Annotated in this window: 23 protein-coding genes; 10 read left to right on the top strand and 13 right to left on the bottom strand. The window is 65.5% G+C overall.

The annotated features are described in order from the left end of the window. Positions 1-10: 10 nt before the first annotated feature. From ACTIEY_RS12915 to ACTIEY_RS12890, 6 genes are all read right to left on the bottom strand, one after another. The gene (locus tag ACTIEY_RS12915) at positions 11-451 is read right to left on the bottom strand and encodes a DUF2147 domain-containing protein (protein WP_439519538.1); all 441 of its coding nucleotides are present in this window, start codon (positions 449-451) and stop codon (positions 11-13) included. A 37-nt stretch (positions 452-488) separates the two neighbouring features. Beyond that, positions 489-2285, bottom strand: a complete 1797-nt coding sequence (locus tag ACTIEY_RS12910) for an acyl-CoA dehydrogenase C-terminal domain-containing protein (RefSeq protein ID WP_439519537.1) — start codon at positions 2283-2285, stop codon at positions 489-491. 44 nt (positions 2286-2329) lie between these two features. Further along, entirely contained in the window at positions 2330-3031 is a 702-nt protein-coding gene (locus ACTIEY_RS12905) for a TetR/AcrR family transcriptional regulator (RefSeq protein WP_439519536.1), read from the bottom strand. A gap of 168 nt (positions 3032-3199) precedes the next feature. Further along, positions 3200-3892 (bottom strand): nucleoid occlusion factor SlmA, encoded by a 693-nt coding sequence (slmA, locus tag ACTIEY_RS12900; RefSeq protein ID WP_439519535.1) that lies wholly within the window; start codon positions 3890-3892, stop codon positions 3200-3202. Between the two features lie 148 nt (positions 3893-4040). After that, positions 4041-4940: an acetylglutamate kinase gene (argB, locus tag ACTIEY_RS12895; RefSeq protein ID WP_439519534.1), complete on the bottom strand. Its 900-nt coding sequence runs from the start codon at positions 4938-4940 to the stop codon at positions 4041-4043. Between the two features lie 59 nt (positions 4941-4999). Beyond that, complete coding sequence (locus ACTIEY_RS12890; protein WP_439519533.1) at positions 5000-6985, bottom strand: SDR family oxidoreductase; 1986 nt, start codon at positions 6983-6985, stop codon at positions 5000-5002. A 226-nt stretch (positions 6986-7211) separates the two neighbouring features. Between ACTIEY_RS12890 and ACTIEY_RS12885 the strand changes: the two genes are divergently transcribed. The 4 genes from ACTIEY_RS12885 (at position 7212) to ACTIEY_RS12870 (ending at position 10587) form a co-directional block, all read left to right on the top strand. After that, positions 7212-7748 carry a phasin family protein gene (locus ACTIEY_RS12885; protein WP_439519532.1) on the top strand — a complete coding sequence of 179 codons (537 nt, stop codon included), beginning with the start codon at positions 7212-7214 and terminating at the stop codon, positions 7746-7748. Positions 7749-7873: 125 nt separating this feature from the next. After that, positions 7874-9136, top strand: coding sequence for a patatin-like phospholipase family protein (locus tag ACTIEY_RS12880; RefSeq protein WP_439519531.1), 1263 nt, complete (start codon positions 7874-7876; stop codon positions 9134-9136). Between the two features lie 8 nt (positions 9137-9144). Then, positions 9145-9804, top strand: a complete 660-nt coding sequence (locus ACTIEY_RS12875) for a TetR/AcrR family transcriptional regulator (RefSeq protein ID WP_439519530.1) — start codon at positions 9145-9147, stop codon at positions 9802-9804. A 9-nt stretch (positions 9805-9813) separates the two neighbouring features. Continuing rightward, the gene (locus ACTIEY_RS12870) at positions 9814-10587 is read left to right on the top strand and encodes a hypothetical protein (protein ID WP_439519529.1); all 774 of its coding nucleotides are present in this window, start codon (positions 9814-9816) and stop codon (positions 10585-10587) included. Here ACTIEY_RS12870 and ACTIEY_RS12865 read toward each other — a convergent pair. The 3 genes from ACTIEY_RS12865 to ACTIEY_RS12855 form a co-directional block, all read right to left on the bottom strand. Beyond that, positions 10551-11681: a M14 family metallopeptidase gene (locus ACTIEY_RS12865; protein ID WP_439519528.1), complete on the bottom strand. Its 1131-nt coding sequence runs from the start codon at positions 11679-11681 to the stop codon at positions 10551-10553. The genes ACTIEY_RS12870 and ACTIEY_RS12865 overlap by 37 nt on opposite strands. Continuing rightward, positions 11678-12895 carry a M20 aminoacylase family protein gene (locus ACTIEY_RS12860; protein ID WP_439519527.1) on the bottom strand — a complete coding sequence of 406 codons (1218 nt, stop codon included), beginning with the start codon at positions 12893-12895 and terminating at the stop codon, positions 11678-11680. Before ACTIEY_RS12860 ends, ACTIEY_RS12865 begins: the two co-directional genes overlap by 4 nt. A gap of 114 nt (positions 12896-13009) precedes the next feature. Continuing rightward, entirely contained in the window at positions 13010-14161 is a 1152-nt protein-coding gene (locus ACTIEY_RS12855) for an ABC transporter substrate-binding protein (RefSeq protein ID WP_439519526.1), read from the bottom strand. A gap of 190 nt (positions 14162-14351) precedes the next feature. On the opposite strand from ACTIEY_RS12855, the gene ACTIEY_RS12850 reads away from it, so the two are divergent. From ACTIEY_RS12850 to ACTIEY_RS12840, 3 genes are read left to right on the top strand one after another with little or no spacing between them, the layout of a single operon-like run. Continuing rightward, a complete protein-coding gene (locus tag ACTIEY_RS12850; RefSeq protein WP_439519525.1) occupies positions 14352-16418 on the top strand; it encodes a molybdopterin-containing oxidoreductase family protein in 2067 nt (688 codons plus the stop codon). Then, the gene (locus tag ACTIEY_RS12845; RefSeq protein ID WP_439519524.1) at positions 16418-17509 is read left to right on the top strand and encodes an aminopeptidase; all 1092 of its coding nucleotides are present in this window, start codon (positions 16418-16420) and stop codon (positions 17507-17509) included. The genes ACTIEY_RS12850 and ACTIEY_RS12845 overlap by 1 nt, the downstream gene beginning before the upstream one ends. Positions 17510-17530: 21 nt before the next feature. Continuing rightward, entirely contained in the window at positions 17531-17854 is a 324-nt protein-coding gene (locus ACTIEY_RS12840; protein WP_439519523.1) for a polyhydroxyalkanoic acid system family protein, read from the top strand. 30 nt (positions 17855-17884) lie between these two features. Here the strand turns inward: ACTIEY_RS12840 and ACTIEY_RS12835 are convergent, their stop codons facing one another. Continuing rightward, the gene (locus tag ACTIEY_RS12835) at positions 17885-18139 is read right to left on the bottom strand and encodes an acyl-CoA-binding protein (RefSeq protein WP_439519522.1); all 255 of its coding nucleotides are present in this window, start codon (positions 18137-18139) and stop codon (positions 17885-17887) included. Positions 18140-18299: 160 nt separating this feature from the next. Between ACTIEY_RS12835 and ACTIEY_RS12830 the strand changes: the two genes are divergently transcribed. Then, positions 18300-19865 (top strand): wax ester/triacylglycerol synthase family O-acyltransferase, encoded by a 1566-nt coding sequence (locus ACTIEY_RS12830; RefSeq protein WP_439519521.1) that lies wholly within the window; start codon positions 18300-18302, stop codon positions 19863-19865. 4 nt (positions 19866-19869) lie between these two features. On the opposite strand, the gene ACTIEY_RS12825 is transcribed toward ACTIEY_RS12830, so the two are convergent. Together ACTIEY_RS12825 and ACTIEY_RS12820 are read right to left on the bottom strand one after the other, a co-directional pair. After that, positions 19870-20640, bottom strand: a complete 771-nt coding sequence (locus ACTIEY_RS12825) for a type III pantothenate kinase (RefSeq protein WP_439519520.1) — start codon at positions 20638-20640, stop codon at positions 19870-19872. A gap of 138 nt (positions 20641-20778) precedes the next feature. After that, positions 20779-21447, bottom strand: a complete 669-nt coding sequence (locus tag ACTIEY_RS12820; protein ID WP_439519519.1) for a helix-turn-helix domain-containing protein — start codon at positions 21445-21447, stop codon at positions 20779-20781. A gap of 210 nt (positions 21448-21657) precedes the next feature. On the opposite strand from ACTIEY_RS12820, the gene ACTIEY_RS12815 reads away from it, so the two are divergent. Both ACTIEY_RS12815 and ACTIEY_RS12810 read left to right on the top strand, forming a co-directional pair. After that, on the top strand, positions 21658-22866 hold the full coding sequence (locus ACTIEY_RS12815) for a sensor histidine kinase (protein ID WP_439519518.1): 1209 nt from the start codon (positions 21658-21660) through the stop codon (positions 22864-22866). A 7-nt stretch (positions 22867-22873) separates the two neighbouring features. Then, on the top strand, positions 22874-23860 hold the full coding sequence (locus ACTIEY_RS12810) for a response regulator (RefSeq protein WP_439519517.1): 987 nt from the start codon (positions 22874-22876) through the stop codon (positions 23858-23860). Here ACTIEY_RS12810 and cqsA read toward each other — a convergent pair. After that, positions 23857-25113 (bottom strand): alpha-hydroxyketone-type quorum-sensing autoinducer synthase, encoded by a 1257-nt coding sequence (cqsA, locus tag ACTIEY_RS12805; protein WP_439519516.1) that lies wholly within the window; start codon positions 25111-25113, stop codon positions 23857-23859. The genes ACTIEY_RS12810 and cqsA overlap by 4 nt on opposite strands. Positions 25114-25122: the final 9 nt, after the last annotated feature.

Raw genomic sequence — 25122 nt, 5'->3', positions numbered from 1 at the left:
GTGCGCGCGTTCACTCCACGCGAATCCAGACCTGAGTACGGTAGAACGGTCCGATGTAGCCGCGCATCTCCAGCTTCTTGCCTTCTTCCACGGGCTTGAGGCGGGTGCGGTAGACCTTGCCGTTGTTGGGATCGACGATGTCGCCACCGTCGTACACCGTCTTGTCGTCGGCGCTCTGCTTGAGGTTGCGCAGGATGGTCATGCCCAGGATGGGCTTGCCCTTGCGCTCGTCGGTGCACTGGTCGCAGACCGCGTCGGCCTTCGTGGCCGGGTCAAGAAACTTCTCGATCCTGCCGCTGTAGACGCCGTTGGTCTCCGTGATCCGGACCAGCGACTTTTCCTTCTTCGAGTCGTCGTCGATGGTCTTCCACAAACCCACCGGCGACATCTGCGCGAACGCGGACAGGGAAGCCACGGAAAGGGCCATGGCGGTCAGTGCGGTCTTGATCATGCGTGTCTCCTGGTGGTGGTGTGAACGGAACCCGTGTTTACGCCAGGGCTTCGTTGGTGTCCATGAGGACCTTCGAACCGGCACGCGCCGTGCGCATCAGCGTCGCGGTCTCGGGGAACAGCTTGGCGAAGTAGAAGCGCGCGGTCTGCAGCTTGGCGGTGTAGAACGGGTCGGTGTTGCCTGCGGCGATCTCGCGCAGCGCCACCTGCGCCATGCGGGCCCAGAAGTAGCCGAACACCAGGTGCCCGGCCACGCGCAGATAGTCCACCGCCGCAGCGCCCACCTCGTCCGCATTCTGCAGACCCTTGAAACCGATCTCGGTGGTGAACTTGGTGATCTGTTCACCCAGCACCGCCAGCGGGTTGATGAACTCGGCCATCTTCTCGTTCACGCCCTCTTCCATGACCAGCGCACCCACCAGCTTGCCGAACTTCTTCAACGTGGCGCCGTTGTTGCCCAGCACCTTGCGGCCCAGCAGGTCCAGGCTCTGGATGGTGTTGGTGCCTTCGTAGATCATGTTGATGCGGGCATCGCGCACGAACTGCTCCATGCCCCATTCCTTGATGTAGCCATGGCCACCGAACACCTGCTGGCACTGCGTTGCAGCGTTGTAGCCGTTGTCGGTGAGGAAGGCCTTGGTGATGGGCGTGAGGAGCGAGAGCATGTCGTCGCTGTCCTTGCGCACCTTCTCGTCCGGGTGGTGATGCACCTTCTCCAGCAGCACCGAGCAGTAGATCGCCAGTGCGCGGCCACCTTCAGCGTACGCCTTGGCGGTGAGCAGCATGCGGCGCACGTCGGGGTGCACGATGATGGGATCGGCCGGCTTGTCCTTGGCCTTGGGGCCCGTGAGCGAGCGCATCTGGATCCGGTCTTTCGCGTAGGCCAGAGCATTCTGGTAGGCCACCTCGGTCAGGCCGAGCGACTGGTTGCCCACGCCCAGGCGCGCGGCGTTCATCATCACGAACATCGCCTGCATGCCCTTGTTGGGCTGGCCCACGATGGTGCCGGTGGCGCCGTCGATCACGATTTGCGCGGTGGCGTTGCCATGGATGCCCATCTTGTGCTCCAGGCCGCCACAGTAGATGCCGTTGCGCTCGCCGATCGAGCCATCGGATTTCACGAGGTACTTGGGCACGATGAACAGACTCACACCCTTGATGCCGGGGGGCGCATCGGGCAGGCGAGCCAGCACGAGGTGGATGATGTTGTCGGCCATGTCATGTTCGCCGGCACTGATGAAGATCTTGTTGCCGGTGAGCTTGTAGGTGCCGTCGGGTTGCGGTTCGGCCTTGGTGCGCATGAGGCCCAGGTCGGTGCCGCAATGGGGTTCGGTGAGGCACATGGTGCCGGTCCATTCGCCACTGGTCATCTTCGGCAGGTAGGTCTTCTTCTGCTCGTCGGTGCCATACGTGTGCAACGCGGCATAGGCGCCGTGCGTGAGGCCGGGGTACATGGTCCACGCCTGGTTGGCCGAGTTCATCATTTCATAAAGGCACTGGTTCACCACCAGCGGCAGGCCCTGGCCACCGAATTCGGGGTCGCACGAGAGCGCTGCCCAGCCACCTTCCACATAGGTCTTGTAGGCTTCCTTGAAACCCTTGGGCGTGGTCACTTCGTGCGTCTTCTGGTCGAGCTGGCAGCCCTCGGTGTCGCCGCTGATGTTGAGCGGGAAGATCACCTGCGAGGCGAACTTGCCGCCCTCTTCCAGCACCGCGTTGATGGTGTCGGCGTCGGTGTCGGCGTGCTGCGGGATGGCCTTGAATTCGTCGGTGACCTTGAGCACTTCGTGCATCACAAACTGCATGTCTCGCAGGGGCGGGTTGTAAACGGGCATGGGGAAACTCCTGTGCTGGGTTTGTGAAAAGCGAAAAAACGGGATCAGCGCTGCGGGCGCGCAGCAGCTGGCGATATGCGGTTCATGGCGTCCACCGGCGGCAAGCCGCCATAACGCTGCACGATGCCTTCGAACGCGGTCAGTGCGCGCTGCACGGAGCCCGGCGTCAGCAGGAAGCGCGCTTCGTAGTGCAGGGCCAGGATCAGGGCATGGACCTCGAAAGCCATCTGGGCCGCGTCGGTGGAAGCGTCAAGGTGGCTTTCCTGGATGGCCATCTCGATGGCCCGGCGCATGGCCGTGAGCCAGGTGTTCACCGAGCTGGCCAGCGCATCGCGCACGGGTCCGGGCCGGTCGTCAAACTCCACCGCGCCGCTGATGTAGATGCAACCCGAATCGATCTCCACCGAGGTGCGCTTCATCCAGTTGTCGAACAGCTTGCGCAGTCGCGGAAGGCCACGCGGTGTGTCCAGCGCCGGGTAGAACACCTCTTCCTCGAAGCGCCGGTGGTATTCACGCACCACCGAGATCTGCAGTTCCTCGCGCGAGCCGAAGTGGGCGAACACGCCGGACTTGCTCATCTGCATGACCTCGGCCAGCGCACCGATGGACAGCCCTTCCAGGCCGATCTGGGTGGCCAGGCCGAGTGCGGCGTCCACGATGGCGGCCTTGGTCTGCTGGCCCTTCTGCAAGGGCTTGTCGGCCGAGGCGTCGGCGCGCGCGCGGCGGGCGGTGGGGGTGACGCTCATGGATTCGGTCCTCGGGGCTGGATCGGTGAAAAGAAGAAACCGCTCGAATAAATCGAACGGTCGTTCTATTTTTACCGCAAAACCAGCCCCTGATGCAAACCCGAGGGTGTTTGTGGGGACGATTGTTTAGGGTCTGCGCCCTAAATCACGCCCTGCCAGCGCGAACTTTCAGAGCTTGCCGTCGGGCAGCAGCAGGTTCAGGCTGTGTTCGAGGCTCTCGCACGGCGAGCGCTTGAAGCCGCTGCGCGTGAAGCGCTGCAATCGCCCGACGCAAAAGGACGTGACGACCGACGCATCGGCCTGCGCGTCTACGGTGGGCGTGGCCGCACCGGCCACCACCGAAGTCTCGCGCAGGTTCTGGCGCAGGGTGGATTCGATCTTGTCGAAGAAGAGGTTCATACGCTGCTGCAGGCGCTCGTTCTCGAACACCAGCGCGTCGCCAACCATGACGCGCGCCATGCCGGGGTTCTTCTCGCCGAACTGCAGAAGCAGCGTGACCAGCTTGCGTGAGCGGGCGTTGGCATCGGGTTCGCGATCGGCCAGCTGGTTGACCAGGCCGAACACCGACTGCTCGATGAACTCGATGAGACCCTCGAACATCTGGGCCTTGCTCGCGAAGTGCCGGTAGAGGGCGGCCTCGCTGACGTCGAGTCGGGCGGCCAGTGCGGCGGTGGTGATGCGTTCGGCGCCCGGCTGCTCCAGCATGGTGGCCAGTGCCTGCAGAATCTGCACACGGCGTTCGCCGGGCTTGGGCCGTTTGCGTCCGGCACCGTCCGGGTGGGCTGCAGCCTCGATGGCATTGGCTGCTTCCTGTGCCGCATCATCGGCAGGGGACGGGGACTCAGGGACGTTGGAGGTCATGGGTGATCGATCCGTTCGTGATGAGCTGCGGGACCGTGTACCCGGCCCTGGTTTGTCTTCCGCTGGGCGATTCTCGCACAGGCCCGCGGCGCAGCGTGCTCAGCACAGCCGCGCCACCTGCGGTCAGTGAGTGACCGCCTCCACCGTGTCAATGCGACTTGATCATGGTGCCGAAGGGCTCGTTGCCGAGCACTTCGAGCAACAGGGCGTGGGGAACGCGGCCATCGATGATGTGCACCGCATTCACGCCGCTCTTGGCCGCGTCCAGCGCGCCAGCGATCTTGGGGATCATGCCGCCGGATATCGTGCCGTCTTCCACCAGTTCATCGATGCGTCGCGGCGTGAGTTCGGTCAACAGTTGCCCGTCCTTGTCGAGCACGCCGCGGATGTTGGTGAGCATGAGCAGCTTCTCGGCCTGCAGCACCGTGGCGAGCTTGGCGGCCACCACATCGGCATTGATGTTGTAGCTCTCGTTCTGTTCGCCAAAGCCGATGGGGCTCACCACCGGGATGAACTGGTCGTCCTGGAGGGCCTTCACCACCGCCGGGTCGATGCTTTCTATGTCGCCCACCTGTCCCACGTCGTGCTCCAGGCTCGGGTCCTTCTGGTCGGTCATGCGCAACTTGCGCGCGCGGATCATGGCGCCGTCGCGCCCGGTCAGGCCCACGGCCTTGCCCCCGGCCTGGTTGATCAGGCCCACGATGTCCTGCTGCACTTCGCCAGCCAGCACCCATTCCACCACCTCCATGGTTTCCGGGTCCGTGACGCGCATGCCCTGGATGAACTGGCCCTGCTTGCCCAGCCGCTTGAGCAGCGTTTCGATCTGCGGGCCACCGCCATGCACCACCACAGGGTTGATGCCGACCAGCTTGAGCAGCACCACGTCTTCCGCGAAGTCCTGCTGCAGCGCCGGGTCGGTCATGGCGTTGCCACCGTACTTGATGACCATGGTTTTGCCGTGGTACTTGCGGATGTACGGCAGCGCCTGCGCAAGGATCTCGGCCTTGTCGCGCGGGGGAATGGAGGTGATGTCGGCGGGCGTGGTCATGCGGGGTCCTGCAAAGGCGGGCAAAGTGGAAATTCTAGGCGCCCGCCCTGCAGCCCCGGTCAGAAATGAATTCCGCGCATCATCTGCTGCATCGCCACCGCCTCTGCGGAGAGTTGTGGCTTCGCACCCTTTTCACCCTTGGCCGCGGACGAGTCCGGGAACATGCGGAAGCTGGTGTTCATCACGATCTGCGCCACGCGCGGCACCATGGCATGCATCATCTGGCCCGTGACACCCAGGCGGGTGGCAATGCGCACCGGCTTGAAGATGCAGGCCTGCGCGATCATGTCGGCCGCTTCCTCGGGCGCGAGCGTGGGCACGTTCTGGTAGATCTTGGTGGGCGCGATCATCGGCGTGCGCACCAGCGGCATGTTGATGGTGGTGAAGCTGATGCCCTGGTCGGCAAACTCGCTGCTGGCACAACGCGTCCATGCGTCCAGTGCCGCCTTGCTCGCCACATACGCCGAGAAGCGCGGTGCGTTGGTGAGCACGCCGATGGAACTGATGTTCACCACATGGCCCTTGCGCTTGGCCACCATGCCCGGCAGCAGGCCCATGGTCACCCGCAGGCAGCCGAAGTAGTTGAGCTGCATGGTGCGCTCGAAATCGTGGAAGCGGTCGTAGCTGCCCTCGATGGCACGGCGAATCGATCGGCCCGCGTTGTTGATGAGGAAATCGACACCGCCGTGGTTCTGGATCAGCACCTGCACGAAGCGATCGGCATCGGCCATGTCGGCGATGTCGGCCGGGTAGGCGATGAACTCATAGCCCTTTTCTCTGGCTTCCTTGCAGGCTTCGTCCAGCTTGTCCTGATCGCGTCCGCAGATGATGGTGGTGGCACCTGCCTCGGCGAACTTGTGTGCCGCCGCCAGACCAATGCCCGAGCTGCCGCCAGTGACCAGCACCACCTTGCCCCCCACGGTGCCCTTCAAGCTGCGGTCGATGTGCAGGTCCGGATCGAGGTGGCGCTCCCAGTAGTCCCACAGCCGCCAGGCGTAGTCCTTCAGGTTGGGGCACGCGATGCCGCTGCCCTTGAGCGCCGAGAGGGTCTCGCGGCAATCGAAGCGCGTGGGGTAGTTGACGAAGGTCATCATGTCCTCGGGCAGCCCGAGGTCCTGCATGATGGCCTTGTAGACGCGACGCACCGGCGCGAGCGCCATCAGACCTTTCTTCACGCTCTTGGGAATGAAGCCCATCAGCGCGGCATTGACGAACAGGTTCATCTTCGGTGCGTGCGCTGCCTTGCTGAGGATGTCGAGCACGTCGCCCACGCGGTAGCCCATGGGGTCGACCAAGTGGAAGCAAGCGCCGCTGCTGCGCTTCTGGTGGCTGATGTGGTCGAGCGCGTCGACCACGAAATCCACGGGCACGATGTTGATGCGCCCGCCCTCCAGGCCCACACTGGGCATCCAGGGCGGCAGGATCTGGCGCATGCGCTGGATCAGCTTGAAGAAGTAGTAAGGCCCGTCGATCTTGTCCATCTCGCCCGTGCGCGAATCACCCACCACGGCCGCCGGCCGGTAGACGGTCCATGGGACCTTGCATTCCTCGCGCACGATCTTCTCGCTCTCGTGCTTGGTCATGAAGTAGGGATGCTCGTAGTTCTCGGCCTCCTCGAACATGTCTTCGCGGAACACGCCTTCGTAAAGGCCGGCGGCGGCGATGGAGGACACGTGGTGGAAATGGGCTGCGCCAATCGCCTTGGCGAACTCCACCGTGTTGCGCGTGCCGTCCACGTTCACCGCGATCTGGCTTTCCTCATCGGCTTCGAGGTCGTACACGGCCGCCAGGTGGTGGAAATGATCGATCTGACCCTTGAGCGCCTTCGTGTCCTCGGCCGACACCCCCAGCTTCTTGCTGGTGAGGTCGCCAAACACGGGCACCGCGCGCGAGGCGCTCACGCCCCAGTACTCCCGCAATCCCGCCACCTTGCCTTCGCTTTCCTTTCGGATGAGGAAGTGCACCACCGAACCCTTGCGCTGCAGCAGCTTGCCCACGAGGCGCTTGCCAATGAAGCCGGTGGCACCGGTGACGAAATAATGCATGGGGGGTCTCCTGAGGCGTTGAGGGGTTCGGTGTGAGAGGCAAGCGGCAGCCCGCCATTCTTCACCATGACACCGCGCGCTGCCTTCCGCAAAAACCCGCGTGAGGCGCCGCCCACATGGAGCTTGTTTAGTCGCGCGCCCCTACACAGCCGCACGGCGCGCACCGTAAAGTGGTCAAACGCCGTGGCGCAGCCACTCTCCCTCATTTCTCTTCTCAGGAGCCTCCATGGTCAAGAAAATCCAGAAAACCGGCAGCAGCAGCAAAGCATCTTCTTCCGCGTCGGCCTCGCCCCTGTCCGGCGCCATCAAGGACTCCGCGCAACAGATCTGGCTGGCTGGCCTGGGCGCTTTCTCCAAGGCCCAGGAAGAAGGCGGCAAGGCCTTTGAATCGCTGGTCAAGGAAGGCATGTCGATCCAGCGCAAGACGCAGGCCGTGGCCGAAGAGCGCATCTCAGAAGCCACCAGCCGCGTGACCAGCATGGCCACGGACATCTCGTCCAAGGCGGCTGGCCAGTGGGACAAGCTGGAGAACATTTTCGAGGAGCGCGTGGCCAAGGCACTGAACAAGCTGGGCGTGCCATCCGCTCGTGATGTCGAGGCCCTGATCGAACGCATCGACGCGCTCAACCAGCACGTGCAGCGCCTCAGCGCCAAAGCCCCTGCCAAAGCGCCCGCCCGGGCTTCGGCCCGCAAGGCCGCTCCCGCGAAGAAGGCCCCTGCCAAAACCGCACGCAAGACGAGCCGCAGCACCAAGGCGGCCTGACCAGGAAGCCGCCATCGAAGGCACGCAGACAGAGGGGCGCATGACGCCCCTTTTTTGCGCCCACTCCGGATGCTGCAACGCAGCACGTCATCGGCGCTTCGCCGTCTACACTCGATTGCATGAGCATGTCCCGAACCCCGGGCCGCAAGGCCTCCTCCAGCCCGAGCACGCGGAACACGGGGCGCCCGCGCATCGCGCTGGCGCTGGCCGGCGGCGGGCCACTCGGGGCGATCTACGAAATCGGTGCGTTGTGCGCGCTGGACGACGGATTGCTGGGGCTGGATCTTAACGATTGCGACCACTATGTGGGCGTGTCCGCGGGCGGCTTCATCGCCGCGGGCCTCGCCAACGGCATCCGGCCTCGCCAGCTCTGCGAGGCTTTCATCGAAGACCGGGCCAGCGAGGACAACTTCGATCCGTCGTGGTTGCTCAAGCCCGCCTGGGGCGAGTTCGGTGCGCGACTGCGCCGCCTGCCGGGCTTGCTGCGAGACGCGACCTGGGATTGGGCGGTGCAAGGCAGGTCGTTCACCAACGCCTTCGAGCGCATGGGTGCGGCCCTTCCCACCGGGGTGCTGGACAACGAAGGCATCCACCGCCAGATCGAGCGGCTGTTCAGCCAGCCTGGCCGCACCAACGACTTCCGCGAACTGCACACCCGTCTCACGCTGGTGGCAACGCAGCTCGATACCGGCGAAGCCGCGCCCTTTGGTCGCCCCGGCTGGGACCATGTGCCGATCTCGCGCGCGATCCAGGCCAGCGCGGCCTTGCCCGGGCTGTTCCCGCCGGTGGAGATCAGGGGCCAGCACTACGTGGACGGCGCACTGAAGAAGACCCTGCACGCCACCGTGGCACTGGACGAAGGCGCTGACCTGCTGCTGTGCCTCAACCCCTTGGTGCCGTTTCACACCAGCCCGAGCCTGCGCGACGGTCGGCGCATCCCTTCGCTGGTGGAAGGCGGATTTCCTGCGGTGATGAGCCAGACTTTCCGCTCGATGATCCACTCTCGCCTGGCGCTGGGCTTGAAACACTACGAACGCGCCTACCCAGGCAGCGACATCGTGCTGCTGGAGCCCGACCAGCGCGACGCCACACTGTTCTTCGCCAACACCTTCAGCTACCGCCAGCGACGTGAGATCGCCGAGCATGCCTACCAGGAAACGCGGCGCATGCTCCTGGAGCGCCGGCCCGAGCTGGCACCGATGCTCGCGCGCCACGGGGTGGCGCTGGACGTCGAAGCCCTGCAGGATCCGGGCCGACACCTCTTGCAGAACCGATTCGCACGGCCCCGCACGGCCGTTGCGAATCGGCTGCACGCCACGCTGGACCAGCTCCAGCAACAACTGGAACGCGCTGCACGTCCTGTGCCCGGCCCGGCCCGCAGCCGCTGAGCGCCGCGATGGCCAGGAAAGCCCCCCGACGCACCGCCGAGCGCATCCTGGAGGTGACGCTGGAGCTGTTCAACCGCTTCGGTGAACCCAATGTATCGACCACGCTGATTTCCGCCGAGCTCGGCATCAGCCCTGGCAACCTCTACTACCACTACCCCGCCAAGGACGAGCTGATCAACTCGCTCTTCGAACGCTACGAACGAGCACTCGGTGAACTGCTGGGCGCCAGCGAAGGTGTGCGCAATGTGGAAGACGCCTGGTTCTTCCTGCATTCGCTGTTCGAGCTGATCTGGCAGTACCGCTTCCTGTACCGCGACCTGAACGACCTGCTGTCGAAGAACCGGTTGCTGGAGACACGCTTCCAGGCGGTGCTGAAAAACAAGACGCGCGCCGTCCGCCATGTGCTTGACGGCATGAGCCGCCACGGCGCGGTGAACATCGACAGCCGCGACGTGGAGCCCACGGCCACGAGCATGGTGGTGGTACTGACCTACTGGCTCAGCTTCGAGTACGTGCGCGATCCGCGCCACGCGCTCGAACCCGAAAATGCACAACAAGCCCTGCTGCGTGGTGCCTGGCACGTGCTCAACCTGCTCACGCCCTACCTGGAACCGGCGCAGCGGCAGCACCTTCAGCAGCTCACCGGCGCCTATGGCTCGCCACCCTGAGGAGACACCATGACCGAATGGAACGCCTACGCCTCACCCGGTGAAAAACCTTTCGACATCGAGCGCCTGCAAACACTCTGGGGCCGTCTGCACAAGGGCGACGCCGAACCCTGGCCCACCGATCCGGCGCTGCAGCAGGCCTGGATGCTGTTCCACAGCGGCGCGTTCCAGCGCGCGGCGGAAGCCGGGCTCGCGCTGGACGATGCCGGTCTGAACGTGGCCAACAAGGCCACAGCCATCCATGCCAACTATGTGGAGCGCCGCGAGGCCACGCGCGAGAACCTGCTGCTGGAGACCGCGGCGCGCGCCGAAAAGCAGCAGCAGCGCCAACCCTCGAATCCGGGAGCGTGGTTCTGGCAGGCCTACGCGCTGGGTCGCTACAGCCAGGGCATCAGTGTGGCCAAGGCCCTCACCCAGGGTCTGGGTGTGCGCATCAAGACCGCGCTGGAGACCACGATCCAGCTTTGTCCTCACCACGCGGACGCCCACCTCGCGCTGGCCACCTTTCACGCGGAGGTGATCGACAAGGTGGGCCACCTCATCGGGGGCATGACGTATGGCGCCAACAAGGTCACCGGCCTTGGCCTGTACGAAACGGCCATGGCCCTGAACCCCGACTCGGCCGTGACGCTGACCGAGTACGCCAACGGGCTGGTGATGCTGGAGGGAGAAAAACGCCTGCCCGAAGCCACTGCCCTGCTCGACCGCGCCGCGGCCATGGAGCCGCTGGACGCGATGGAGCGGCTCTACGTGGCCTCGGCCAGGGTCGCGCTGGAAGGCTGACCGGCCAGGCCGTCGACGGCCTGGAACATCGACTGGCGCGCCTGCGCCACGATCTGCGCCTTCCACTCGTCGGTGTCGGTGTAGAAAGCGGCAAGGATGCGCTGCTTGATGGCGGCACGAAGTTCAGCCGGCGCCTCGGGGTGCACGTGTTGCCAGTGATCGGCGCGCAGCGCGTCGATCACCTCGGTGATGGGAACGGTTCCGTACTCCATGGCGATGCCGGTGTATTCGGCCTGCGGGCATTCCTCGTACGCGGCGCTCCACATCAGCCCGGTCAGAAGGGCGGAAGTGGAGGAGCCGTCGTAGATGGATGTCACCGGCGTCTTGCCGCCACCGCCCCACCACTCGCGGGCCCGGGCCAGCGCCACCTTGTCATCCCGGCAGGCACAGATGCGTTCGCCCACGCCGCTCTCGCCCAACCCGGTGTGCAGATCGATCCACGCCAGATGCTTCGCGCGTCGCCCGTGCTGGCGCAGCACCTGGCGCAGCGTCTGGTTGCTCCAGGTGGGGGACGTGCCACCAAAGAACAAGCCATCAGCGTGAGCGTGCTGACCTTGCGACACCGCCGCCTGGTAACGCTGCAGGCCGTGCGTCTGGATGTAGGACTGGATTGCGGCCTGGTTGTCCGGACCCGGAGGCCACTGCTCGGGCAACAGCAGGTGGTGGATTTCGGCGTAGGCCGGGTTCTTCGGCAGCGTCTGGCTGAAGTCCTGAAAGTTGCGGTTCAGGTCCACGTTTTCATGCGTCACGCGGCGCACCCACGAAAAGCCGTGGGGGTTGAGCGCATGGATGTAGAGCACGGCCACGCCAGCGTTGCGGGCATGCTCCCGCCATTCGGCGTCGTGGGTGGCGAACACCTGCACACCGGAGCCGCAGTAGCCTTCCACCCCGTGGCACGCGCTGCTGACGACCAGCAGGCGCTCGGCATCGGGCGAGCCTTCCAGCGCCACATCCATCGCCAGGGTTTCACCATCTCGCCCGGGCAGCGGGTGGTTGTGGCTGGTGATGGCCATGCCGGCGGCTGCGGCGCCCTCGAGAAACTTGATGCGGGCGCTGGCGTATGAAGCCGAGAAGGCAGCTTGGGGAGAGATCATTGCGCGCCCCCGGTGCGTGGCTGGCCCAGCCACTTTTCAGCCAGTCGCACCCAGTAGGTGGCACCCAGCGGAATCAGGTCGTCGTTGAAGTCGTAGCTGGGGTTGTGCAGCATGCACGGCCCGTCGCCATGCCCCATTTCGCGGTGCGCGCCGTCGCCATTGGCGATGAAGGCGTAGCAGCCCGGGCGAGCCTGCAGCATGTAGGCAAAGTCTTCCGCGCCCATGGTCGGCTCCTGCTCCACCACACGGTCGGCACCCACGATCTCGGCCATCACTTCGCGGGCAAATGCGGTCTCGGCGGCGTGGTTGATGGTGGGCGGGTAATTGCGCTTGAACTTGAATTCCACCGTGGCACCGAAAGCGGCGCAGGTGTGCTCGGCAATTTCCTGCATGCGCCGTTCGATCAGGTCGAGCACCTCGTAGGTGAAGGTGCGCACGGTGCCCTGGATCTCGCAACTGTCGGGCACCACGTTGGTGGCCTCGCCGGTGTGGATCATGGTGACGGACACCACGCCGGCATCCACCGGCTTCTTGTTGCGCGAGATGATGGTCTGGAAAGCCATGACCATCTGGCAGGCCACCGGCACCGGGTCGATGCCGTTGTGCGGCAGCGCGGCGTGCGCCCCCTTGCCGCGAATGGTGATGTGGAACTCGTTGCTCGAAGCCATGACCGGACCGGCGCTGGCGGCGAAGGTCCCCACTGCCATGCCGGGCCAGTTGTGCATGCCGAACGCAGCCTCCACCGGGAATTTCTCGAACAGACCGTCCTTGATCATTTCGCGGGCGCCGCCGCCACCCTCTTCCGCCGGCTGAAAGATGAGGTAGACGGTACCGTCGAAGTTGCGGTGTTTCGCAAAGTGCTGGCCCGCGGCGAGCAGCATGGCGGTGTGCCCGTCGTGTCCGCAGGCGTGCATTTTCCCGGCGTGCTGGCTGGCGTGCTGGAAGGTGTTGTACTCCTGCATGGGCAGGGCGTCCATGTCGGCGCGCAGGCCGATGGCTCGGCCACAGGCGCCGCCGTCGCGGCCGTGCACGATGCCCACGACGCCCGTGGTGCCCATGCCGCGGTGCACGGGAATGCCCCAATCTGTCAGCTTCTGCGCCACCACGTCGGCGGTGCGCACCTCCTCGAAGCACAGTTCGGGGTGGGCGTGGATGTCACGGCGCACGGCGGCAATGCCGGCGGCCTGGGTCAGGATGGAGTCGATCAGTTTCATGGGCACCTCTGAGCGCGCCCGGGCCGGGCACTGCGAATTTCAAAGGGTCCATGGTAGCGAAGACGGCCCGGCGCGACCGCCACAGGCGCGACAACCAACCAGGCGCAGGGGCCTTCAGCGGCGGATGCGCCCGTCTTCGGTGAGCAGTGTGAGCTCGACGAATTTCGAACCGGTGTGCTTGTTCGGTCCGAAATCCACCGGGAAGCCACCCATGTCCAGGTTGCGCATGCTCTGGATGGCGGAGATGAATCCGTCGCGCGTGAGGTTGCGCCCCGCGCGATCGACCGCTTCGGTGAACACCTTGGCCGCCACGAAGCCTTCCATGCCCGAGTAGTTCGCGGCACGGCCCTGCTTGGCCCGGACTGCCGCCAGGTACTCGCCCGAGATGCCGGTGACCGGTGTGTAGGGGAAAGGCATCACCTGACTCACCACCACGCCCTTGGCGTCCGGCCCCAGTTCGTCCAGCAACGCCTGCGTGCCGACGAAAGAGACGTTGTAGAAGTTGCCCACGAAGCCGCGTTTGCGTGCCTCCCGGATGAAGGCAGCGCACGACTTGTAGGCGCTGATCTGCACGATCGCCTCGGGTCGCTGCGCCATGATGTCATTGACCGCCTTGGCCACATCGACCGTGTTGCGCTCCACCGTCCCCAGCGCCGCTGGCTCCAGGTTCAGCGCCTTGAGCGCGCGGCTCACGCCTTCCAGACCGGCCTTGCCGTAGGCATCGTTCTGGTAGAACACAGCGATCTTCTTGATGCCGGTGGACGTGGTCTGCCGCACGATGGAGGCGGTCTCGTCGTAATACGACGCGCGCACGTGGATCGCGTAACGGTTGAAAGGATCGCGCAGCACCTCGGCCCCGGTGAAGGGCGCGAAGAACGGCACCTTGGCCTCGGTGGCCAGTGGCAACGCCACCACGCTGGTGGGCGTGCCGATGTAGCCGAACAGCGCGAACACGCCTTCGCCGATGAGTTGTTTCGTGTTGGCCGCGCAGCGCTCGGGCTCGTAGCCATCGTCCAGGCGCCTGAGCTCGATGCGCCGGCCATTGACGCCACCTCGCTGGTTCAGCGCCTCGAAATAAAGCTGAGCGCCCAGATGGAACTGCAGGCCGAGTTGTTCGGCCGCGCCGCTGAAGGGCGCGGACTGGCCGAGCAGGATGCGGTTGTCGCTCACGCCCGCCGACTGGGCATGTGCAGAAGTCGCCACACTGGCCAATGCGTGCAGGCCGGCCAGCTGGCCTGCGTATCCGAGTAAGTCTCTGCGTCGCATCGTCGGGTCACTCCGTGTTGTCATGGGGTGACAGGCAGCGTATGCGATTTCCTTCCTATCGGCAAAGGTATTTCTTCTCACAAATCTCGCGAGGGCCTACGCTCATCCCCGCCACGAATCCGTCCGTCGCCTGGGTCACTTTTCAGGTGTCCGTATCATCTGCTTCAGACCCCCACCAGACCCCAAGACCATGAACATCGCGACCGCTGACGAAACCGCTGTGCAAGTGCGCGGCGCATGTCCGCACGACTGCCCCGACACCTGCTCATTCATCACCACGGTGGAGAACGGTGTGGCCACGCGCGTGCAGGGCAACCCGTCTCATCGGCACACCGACGGGGCGCTGTGCACCAAGGTCTCGCGCTACACCGAGCGCACCTACCACCCCGATCGCCTGTTGCAACCGTTGCGCCGCAGCGGCCCCAAAGGCAGCGGCCAGTTCGAACCGGTGGACTGGGACACGGCGCTGGACGACATCGCCCATCGACTCAAGGACATCGCAGCGCGCAGCCCGCAGGCCGTCGTGCCCTACAGCTACGCCGGCACCATGGGCCAGGTTCAGGGCGAAGCCATGGCGGCGCGTTTTTTCCACCGGCTTGGTGCCTCGTTCCTGGACCGCACCATCTGCTCCTCTGCGGGCGGAGAGGCCCTGGTGCAGACGCTGGGCGGCAAGCTCGGCATGAAGGTGGAGCATTTTGCGCAGTCGAAGCTGATCCTCATCTGGGGCAGCAACTCCATCGGCAGCAACCTTCACTTCTGGCGCCTGGCGCAACAGGCCAAGCGCGAGGGGGCGCGGCTGGTGTGCATCGATCCGCGCCGAACGGAAACGGCCGACAAGTGCCACGAGCACATTGCGCTGCGCCCGGGCACCGACGCCGCGCTCGCGCTGGCGGTGATGCACCAGCTGATCCAGCATGGCTGGCTCGACCACGACTACATCGAGCGCCATACCCTGGGCTGGGAGGCCCTGCGCGAGCGCGCGCTGCAGTGGCCACCGGAACGCGCGGCCGAGGTCTGTGGCGTGCCGGTGCAGCAGATCGTGGACCTGGCGCGCGACTACGGCACCACGAAGCCCGCGGCGATCCGGCTGAACTACGGCATGCAGCGTGTTCGCGGCGGCGGCAACGCGGTGCGCGCCATTGCCTGCCTGCCTGCGCTCGTCGGCGCCTGGCGTGATCCTGCAGGCGGCCTGCTGCTGTCGGCTTCGGGGCACTTCCCGGTCGACCGCGCAGCCTTGCAGCGCCCTGACCTGCTGGGCACCCACCGCCCCCGCACCATCAACATGATCACCATCGGTGACGATCTGTTGCGCGAATCTTCGCCAGAGTTTGGTCCGAAGATCGAAGCGCTGGTGGTCTACAACAGCAACCCGGTGGCGGTGGCACCCGATTCGGGCAAGGTGGTGCAGGGCTTCCTGCGCGAAGACCTCTTCACCGTGGTGCTGGAACATTTCCAGACCGACACCGCCGACCACGCCGACTACGTCCTGCCTGCCACCACGCAGCTCGAGCACTGGGACATCCACACCAGCTACGGCCATACCGACGTGCTGCTCAACCGCCCCGCCATCGCCCCCGCGGGCCAGGCACGCACCAACACCGACATCTTTCGCGCGCTGGCCACCCGCATGGGCTTCGATGACCCCTGCTTCGCCGACGACGACCTGGCGCTGTGCCGCGCCGCTTTTGGTGATGCGGTGGACTTCCAGCAGTTGCTGGACCAGGGGTTCGCCACGCTGGCGCTGCCCGAGGCACCGTTTGCGCAGGGCGGCTTTTCCACCCCATCGGGGCGTTGCGAGTTCCACAGCGCCCGACTGGCTGCGCAAGGTCAGGACGGGCTGCCCGACCACCTGCCCAACTTCGAGACGCCAGGCAGTTCCGCGTACTACCCGCTGGCCATGATCTCGCCGCCCGCGCGCAATTTCCTCAACTCCACCTTCGTCAACGTGCAGAGCCTGCGCGACATCGAGGGCGAGCCTGTACTGGAGATCCACGCCGACGACGCCGAACCGCGTGGCATTCAAAGTGGACAGGTGGTGCGGGTGTTCAATGACCGGGGTGAATACCGTTGCAAGGCCCGTGTGTCGCACCGCGCGCGGCCAGGTGTGGTCAACGGCCTGGGCATCTGGTGGCGCAAGCTGGGTCTGGATGGCACCAACGTCAATCAGGTCACCAGCCAGCGACTCACCGACATGGGCCGCGGTCCGGTGTTCTACGACTGCCTGGTCGAGGTGGCCGGCGTGCCGGCGGCGGGGTGATGCGCGCGCGCCTGGCCTTGATCATGCTGGCGCTGCTGGGCGCAGGCTGTGCAAGCACCACGGGCGTGGGCTACTACTGGCAGTCCGTCACAGGACATCTGCGGCTGATGCAGGCTGCGCGCCCGGTGGACCAGTGGCTGAGCGACCCTCAAACGCCTTCTGCGCTCAAGGACCGCCTGGCGCTGGCCCAGCGCATCCGCAACTTTGCGGTGACCGATCTCGCCTTGCCGGACAACGCCAGCTACCACCGCTACGCCGACCTCCAGCGCCGCGCGGTCGTCTACAACGTGGTGGCCGCGCCCGCGCTCTCGCTCACGTTGCAGACCTGGTGCTTTCCGGTGGCCGGCTGCGTGGGCTACCGCGGGTATTTCAGCGAAGACGATGCGCAGGCCTTCGGCCGCAGCCTGGACGCTTCGCTGGAGGTGAACGTGTACCCGGTGCCGGCCTACTCCACGCTGGGCTGGATGAACTGGGCCGGGGGTGATCCGCTGCTCAACACCTTCATCGGCTATCCGGAAGGCGAACTCGCGCGCCTGGTGTTCCACGAACTCGCGCACCAGGTTGTCTACGTGCGCAACGACACCGTGTTCAACGAGTCCTTCGCCACCGCTGTCGAGCGACTGGGCGGTACGCGTTGGCTGCAGACCCGAGCGCTCCCGCAGGCCCAGGCCGAGTACGCCCGCTTCGACGAACGCCGCCGCGCCTTCCGCGCCCTCACCGGTACGGTGCGCCTGCGCCTGCAGACGCTCTACCGCGACCCCTCGCTCGACGACGCCACCAAGCTCCAGCGCAAGGCAGTGGTCATGGAAGACTTCCGACGCGAGTACGCTGGACTGCGCAGCCAGTGGAATGGCTTTGCCGGGTACGACGGCTTCGTGGCCCGCGCCAACAACGCCAGCTTCGCCGCGCAGGCTGCGTACGACGAACTGGTTCCGGGCTTCATGACCCTGTTCGAACGCGAAGACCGCGACTATGCGCGGTTCTATGATGCGGTGCGTGCGCTGGCTGAACTCCCCAAGGAAGAACGCCACAAGGCCCTGCACGGCCTCGCCGGCACCGCGGTGGCCAGTGGCACCAGCGCAAGACCCTGAATCAAGAAGGACGAGACCACCATGGCAGACATCCACATCGAGCGCGATCACCAGCTGGGTCTGGCGGGCGCGCGCAAGCTGGCCTGGCGCTGGGCCGAGCAGGCCGAAAACGAGTTCGACATGAGCTGCACGTACGAAGAAGGCGATGACTGTGACGAAGTGCAGTTCACCCGCTCGGGCGTGAGCGGCACGCTCAAGGTGTCGGCAGAGCGTTTCGAACTCGATGCCCGGCTCGGTTTCCTCCTGGGCGCCTTCAAGGACCGCATCGAAGGCGAGATCGTGAAAAACCTGGACGATCTGCTGGCGAAGAAGAAACCCGCGGCCAAAAAGAAAAAAGCCGGCTGAAAAGCCGGCCCTGAGTCCGAGCGCGCAAGCTCAGCTCAGACTCTCGATGAGATCGACATACTGCTGCATGGCGTCGTCTCCCGACGCTCCCTTCAGTCCGTTCCAGGCGTCCCATTTCGCACGGCCGACCATGTCGCCAAAACCTGGCTTCTTCTCGGCGTTGTCGCCTGCGGTTGCCTGCTTGTACAGCGCATAGATCTTCAGCAGCGTGGCGTTGTCCGGCCGCTCGCTCAGGTTCTTGGAATTCGCCACGGCGGCGTCGAAACGGGACTTGAGATCGGCCATGTAGGTTGCTCCTGGTTGGCATGAAACGCCCGGCTCGAACCGGCCGGGCTTAGGGGTGTCCCGCTATCTTACGGTTTGAGCTGTCTGCACAATAGCCCCACAACCCCAAGACCAGCGGCGCCGGTTTGCATCGACCGGTTCTCGCACCCGAGGAGCATCCATGGTTCAACGCGTTGCCGCCCGAAGCGGCGCTGACGAGCGCACGAGCGCGGCTCGCCCGATCCGCTCCAGCCCATTGCCGCTGGTCAAGCAGACCCTGGCCACCACGCTGGGCCTGGAAGGTGAGCGCATGAGCAAGGTGGACACCGCCTGGCTGCGCATGGACTCACCCTCCAACCTCATGATGATCGTGGGCGTTTGGATCCTGCGCCCGGGCATCGACCATGCCGCGCTGGCCGAGCGCGTGCGCGAGCGGCTCCTGCCCTACCGGCGTTTTGTGCAGGTGGCGCGCGAGGACGCTGCAGGCGCGCACTGGTCGGACGACACCGACTTTCAACTCGAACGCCATGTGGTCACTCGCGCGCTCAAGCGCAAACGGGGACAGAGCGAACAGGAAGCCCTGCAGGAGCGCGTGGCCGAACTCGCCATGCAGCCGCTGGACCACGATCACCCACTCTGGCGTTTTGAACTCATCGAGCAATACGGCGGTGGATCGGCGCTGATTGCACGCATCCACCACTGCATCGCCGACGGCATCGCGCTGATCAGCGTGATGATGAGCCTGGTCGATGGCGGAGGCGCACCGCCGCAGCGCCAGAGCCGGTCGCGCAAGGCAGGCCTGAACGGTGCCGAGGACTGGCTGGCCGACACCCTGATTCGGCCTTTTGGCGACATCACCGCCAAAGCCCTGGAAGCCGCGGGCGGCGGGGCCGCGAGATCGCTCTCCATGCTGGCCGCGCCACAGCAAAGCCTGGGCAGCACGCTGGGGCAGGCCATGGATCTGGCGCGCATGGGCGGCCAGCTCGCCAGCGACCTGGCGGCGCTCGCCCTGATGCCCGACGACTCCCCCACGCGCCTGAAGGGCCAGCCTGGCACCGCCAAGCGCGTGGCCTGGTGCCAGCCCATTCCGCTGGATGAGGTCAAGGCCATCGGCAAGGCGCTGAACAGCTCGGTCAACGACGTGCTGCTGGCTTGTGTGGCCGGTGCCATCGGCGCGTATCTGCGCAGCCTGGGCGACGACATCCAGGGCAAGGAAATTCGCGCCATGGTGCCGATCAACCTTCGCCCCATGGAAGACGCGTGGAAACTGGGCAACCGCTTCGGCCTCGTGCCGCTGGTGCTCCCGATCGGGCTCGACAATCCGATCGAGCGCGTGTTCACCGTGCGCTCACGCATGAACAACCTCAAGGGCAGCCTTCAGCCCCTGCTGACCTTCGGCTTGCTGTCGGTGGCCGGGCTGATGATCAAGCCCGCGCAGGAAGCCATGCTCAGCCTGTTTGGGCGCAAGACAACGGCGGTCATGACCAACGTGCCTGGGCCGGCGACCAAGCTGAAGGTGTGCGGCGCCACCCTGGAGCAGACGATGTTCTGGGTGCCACAAACCGGCACCGTGGGACTTGGCGTATCGATCCTGAGTTACGGCGGCGGCGTGCAGTTCGGCGTGATCGCCGACACCACCCTGTGCCCGGACCCGCAGAAGATCATTGACCAGTTCGAACCGGAGTTTTCACGCTTGCTCACGCTCACCCTCATGCTCCCTTGGGGGGAGGCACGGGCCAAGGCCTGACCCTTCAGGCCATCGCCAGCCGGCGATCCGCAATTTCCAGCAAGCCGTCGAAGATCAGGCTCTCCACCAGCTCCACCGGCGTGGACATGCTGGGTGCCATCTTCCAGCCGGCGCCGCCGGTCATGAAGCAGACCGGTTCCTCGCCGCAGTGCCGGCGAAGGTTGTCGGCCATGCGCTCCACGGCGCCGGCAATGGCGAAGGTGCCTCCGCTGGTGAGCGCGTCGCTGGTGTTGGTGGGGAAGTCGCAGACTTCGCCAGTGGGCACATGCAGTCCGGCGGTGCCGGACTCGAGCGCGCGCAGCATGATGCCGTGTCCCGGCAGGATGATGCCACCCAGAAAACGCCCCTCGGTGTCGATGGCCTCCACCGTCACGGCCGTGCCCACCATCACCACAATGCACGGACGGCGAAGGCCTCTGGCCAGCAGACGCTGGCGTGCACCGATCATGGCGACCCAGCGGTCGGAGCCCAACCGGGCCGGATGGTCATAGCCATTCGTCAGCCCCGCCTCGGCGCTGCTCGAGACCACCCACTGCGGCACCACGTCCCACAGCTCGAGCTGCTCTTCCACCCGCCGCTTGACCGCATCACCGGCCACCACACAGCCCAGCACCTTGTCGGGCGCGGGCAGGTCGTGCCAGTCGCCTTCCTGCAGGGATTCGATGTTTTCGAGGAACTGCGCGCCACTGGCCAGCAGGGCGGCCCCCACGCGCGGAGCGTCGTACAGGGCCCACTTGAGACGGGTGTTCCCTACGTCGAGGGCCAGAAAAGTCATGCGCGGATTATGACCATGGGCCGGCGGCACCTTTGATGCGGTGCAGCACGTGGCGTTGACGATGCGGCCCCGGGCCGCCCCAAGCCGGATCAGGCCCACGGGGGGCAGCGACCCGCGCAGCGGTGGAGCGCGGGGGGCCTAGATCAGGCCGATCCAGCAGGCCCGCTGGACGGCCGCCAGCTTGTTGTCCGTCTGCAGCTTGGCCATGGCATTGGCCAGGTGGTAGTTCACCGTGCGCTCGGAGCAATCCATGCGCTGCGCAGTTTCCCGAGCGGTGAGCCCTTCGAAGGCGAGGTTGAGACTTTCCAGTTCGCGAGGGCTCAGCGCCACCCGCTGCTCGGCGATCGATCGCCGCAGCATCGGCCACACATTGAAGGCCGACCAGGCCAGCGCGGCAGCCTCGGAACGGTCTGCGAACGCACGCGGGCTGAACATGAAGCACTCGAAGGCGCGGCCCGCGGGCAGGCTGAACGCGACCCGGACCAAGGTCTGGTAGCCGTGCGCCAGCCACAGGCGCCGCCAGCGGCTGGATTGTTCGAAAGCCGATTTGGAGATGTCCTGCCAGGCCACCAGCGGCGCATCGCTGTCGCGCCAGCCAGCGCCGAAGTCCAGGCTTTCGGCCAACGCCTGAGCAGGTCCGAGCAAGCGCGGCGGGTGCACCGCCAGCACGTCGCGCTGGTCACGTCCACCGAGTGGATCGGGCCCGAGCACCAGCACCGCTTCCACACCCTGCTCGCGAAGCGCGCACAACCAGTCGGCCAGAATGCCGTCCAGGCCCACACTGTCAAAGTTGACAGGCAAGGTCATGGTTTGCAACACCCTGTTGCATAGACAATGCCATCTGGGTCAGGATGGGAGTTGTCATACGCGGCAGGTGTCCGACGAACGAAGGAGTGCATATTGTCTTTGGACCGGTTGTGGATGGTCAGCGCCAGAGCCCGACTCTGGCGGTGGCTGCTGGACGAAGTCGTCCACGCCCCCATGGAGCCTATTCTGCACCCTTCCAGGAATCGGTTGTTGTGGATTGGCGCATTCACGTTCACCGGCCACCTCATCATCTACGGCATCTGGGGCCACTGGGTTCCGCAGCCTTATGAAAACGTGTGGGCTCGCTTGCTGATGGCGTTCCTGGCACTCATCTATGTGCTGCCCAAGACCAGCAAGGACCCCACGTCCACCGAAAGCGGCCGGCTGTTCACCATCGCCACCTGGATCCAGTTGCCCTGGTTCTTCACCTGGATGTACTGGATGAACGGCGGCAATGCGGCCTGGGTGGCCAGCGTGGCCGCCATGATCCTGATCTATTACCACGCCACCGACTGGCGACTCGCCACGATCGGGCTCATCTCTGGCGGCACGGCGGGGTGGCTCTCTGCCGAGCTGCTCAGCGGCTCCACGCACACCATCGAGCAACCCCTGGCCAACGCGGTGGTGATCGTGTTCGCGTGGCTGATGGGCCTGATGCTGGGTTTCTCCAGCGCCAACCTGCGGCGAGCGCGGTTGCTCAACACGCTCAGCACCATGGGCGTCATGGCGCACGAGCTGCGCACGCCACTGGCCACCGTCAACCTCATGGGCGATGTGCTGCGCAACCTGGTTCAGCACGAGGTACCTGAAGCCAAGCGCAAGAAGCTGGAGGAACTGGCCACGCGCCTGCAGAACCTCGTGCGCAGCATGAACCGCCAGATCGACACGCAGATCTCCAACGCGCAACTGATGCGCCTGCCGCGCGAGCAGTCCCCCATCATGGCGGCCGAGCTTGTGCAGGAAGTGGTGAGCCAGTATCCCTACCGCTCGTCGCGCGAGCGCGATTGCGTGCAGGTCCACATCCAGCACGACTTCTGTTTTCTCGCCTCGCGCCCCCTGTTTGCCCAAGTGCTGACCAACCTGATGAAGAACGCGCTGCATGCGCTGGCGGCGGCGAGCAACGCGCCCAGTCCGGGCGACCTGCGTGTGGACGTCGGCATCCACCATGGCAAAGGGCGCATCGCTGTGTCGGACGACGGCATCGGCATCACGCACGAGCAACAGCAGCGGATCTTCGAACCCTTTTTCTCGACCCAGGCCGGCGCCGGCAACGGTCTGGGCCTGACGTTCTGCAAGAACGTGGTCGAAGCAGCGCACGGCCGACTCAGCGTGCACTCAGAACCCGGGCTCGGCGCGGTCTTCATGATCGACCTGCCGCTCAACAACCCCGCCGACCCGACCGAGGTTGCACCAGGCTGAAGACAACATGGCACTCACCATTTCCCTTTTCCACCGACCGGGAGGCATCCTGTTCCTGGACGACGACACCGACTACCTGGAAATGCTCGGAATGGTCATTCCCGCGCACTGGCAGGTGGAGCTGTTTTCCCGGCCTTCGGGCTTCTTTACCCGCATGCAGAACGAGCCCGCGCGATGGGAAGCCGATGCCATGGCGCAGCTGCAGATGATCGAGCGCTGGCGCCAGGGCCAGCCGCTGTTGCCGCAGGTGCTGCGCTACTGGGCCATCAACGCCTCGCGCTACGAACTGGCGCAGACTTGCGTGGTCGACTACGCCATGCCTGGCACCGACGGGCTCAAGGTGCTCAACACCCTGCTGGACTGGCCGGGCTCGCGCGTCCTGCTAACCGGGCAGGCCGACGAGCAGATCGCCATCCAGGCCTTCAACAACGGCCTCATCGACCAGTTCGTGCCCAAGCAGACCACTGACATCACGCGCCATTTGCTGGGTGTGCTGCGCAAGCTGTCGCAAACACCACATCCCCGGCTGAACACCTTGTGGCGGGCCGCGCTTCGGCCTGCGCAACAGTCGATGCTCCAGATTCCTTCGGTGGCTCAGGCGCTGCGCACCTACACGGAGCAGCACTGGGTGGAGTACGTGGTGCTGGGTGAGCCGTTCGGTCTGATCGGCCTCGATGCCTCTGGCCAGTGCCACTGGCTGCAGCTGGAGCCCACGTCCAGCCTGCCGGATCTCGCCGAGCTGGCGGGATCGGCCGGGCTGGGTTTTGACGCGGTGCGAGCGGTGCGCGCCGGGCAGCGCCTGGCGGCCGTCGAGCTTCACCAGCAGATGGGCTTGCGCGGCCCGGTGCGCACTGCGGTGTCGTTCCCCATTGGCGACGACGGCGTGCTCACCGCCGCGGTGTTCTCACTGAATGCCGACGACCTGCCCCAGCCCATCTATGCCTACCGGCATTTTCTGGAAGCCCAGGGCGGGCGGGCCGTGCACGACAACTAAGCGGCCATTTCCAGTGGACCGGCCTGGGCGCGGGCGCGGCGGGCACATGGCCAGTCCCAGGGCTTGACGATCGGGGCGACTTCGCGCGCCACCGCTTCCAGGTGCAGCAGTTCGGCCTCGGTGAGCGCCGCATTGAGCGTCAGGCGCACCAGGGCGCGCTTGCTGCTGGTGGCGGGCGCACAGAAGATCGCACCAAAGACGCCGCGCGTTTCGAGCTCGTCGCGCAGGCGCATGGTGTCGGGCTCGGTGCCGGCCTCCAGCGCAATGATCTGCTCGGTGCCGTGGTGGATGGGGTATCCCAGGCCGCTGAGGGTGTCGCGCACGCGGGCGGTGATGACCTTGAGGCGCGCGCGCTCCGCATCAGCTTTGCGCAGCACTTCCACGGTGGCGCGGAGGCCGGCGATCTCATGGGGCAGCAGGCAGGAACTGAAGATGTTGGGGAAGCTCGAGCTCAGGATGTAGTAGCGCATGCTGGCCGGCGCAGTGAAGAAACCCGCACGACCGGCGACCGACTTGGCCAGGCTGGCCGAGATGAAGTGCACGCGATCGGTGAGGCCGAGTTCGGCGCAAAGACCGGCCCCGGACGGGCCGTGGGTACCCAGCGAATGGGACTCATCGACCAGGATCATGCTGCCGTGCTTTTCCACGACTTCGATGATGTCCTCCAGCGGGCACACGGAGCCGGTGGTGCTGTAGACCGAGTCCACCACCACCACGCCGGGACCGTTCTTGGTCATCATCTTGTCCAGGTGCGCGGGATCGTTGTGGCGAAACGCGTGGGCGGGGGCGCGTGCGGCGTGGGCGCCTTCCCAGAGCGAGGCGTGGGCCTGGGTATCGAGGTACACGGGCGTATTGGCGTCGGCAATGGACTGCAGCAGGCCGACATTGGCCGAATAGCCCGACTGGCAGACAAAGGCATCTTCCTTGCCCACCCAGTCGGCCAGCGACATCTCCAGGGCACGGGTGGGGTGCTGCTGCAACAGGAAGACGCCGGACTGGACGACGAACTCGCTGCTGCGGGTGATGGCCTCCACCTGGGCCGCCACGATGTCGGGGTGGCCGGTGACGCTCAGGTAGTCGTTGCCATCCAGACGCACCGCATTGGGACCCGGCTGGGAACCGTGAAGCACAAATTTGCCGCCCCATGGACCGTTCCAGCGCGGTTTGAAGTCTTTTTCAATGCGCTGCAGCAAAGATTTGGCGAGCGGCGGCTCCTTAGATACGGTTTCCCTGACCAGTTCCAGCGTTGCCATGGAGTTCTC

The organism is Hydrogenophaga sp. (assembly GCF_051858985.1).
Lineage (GTDB): Bacteria > Pseudomonadota > Gammaproteobacteria > Burkholderiales > Burkholderiaceae_C > Hydrogenophaga.
Note: the sequence above shows the minus strand (reverse complement) of the source record. Positions and strands in the feature narration are given on the sequence as shown.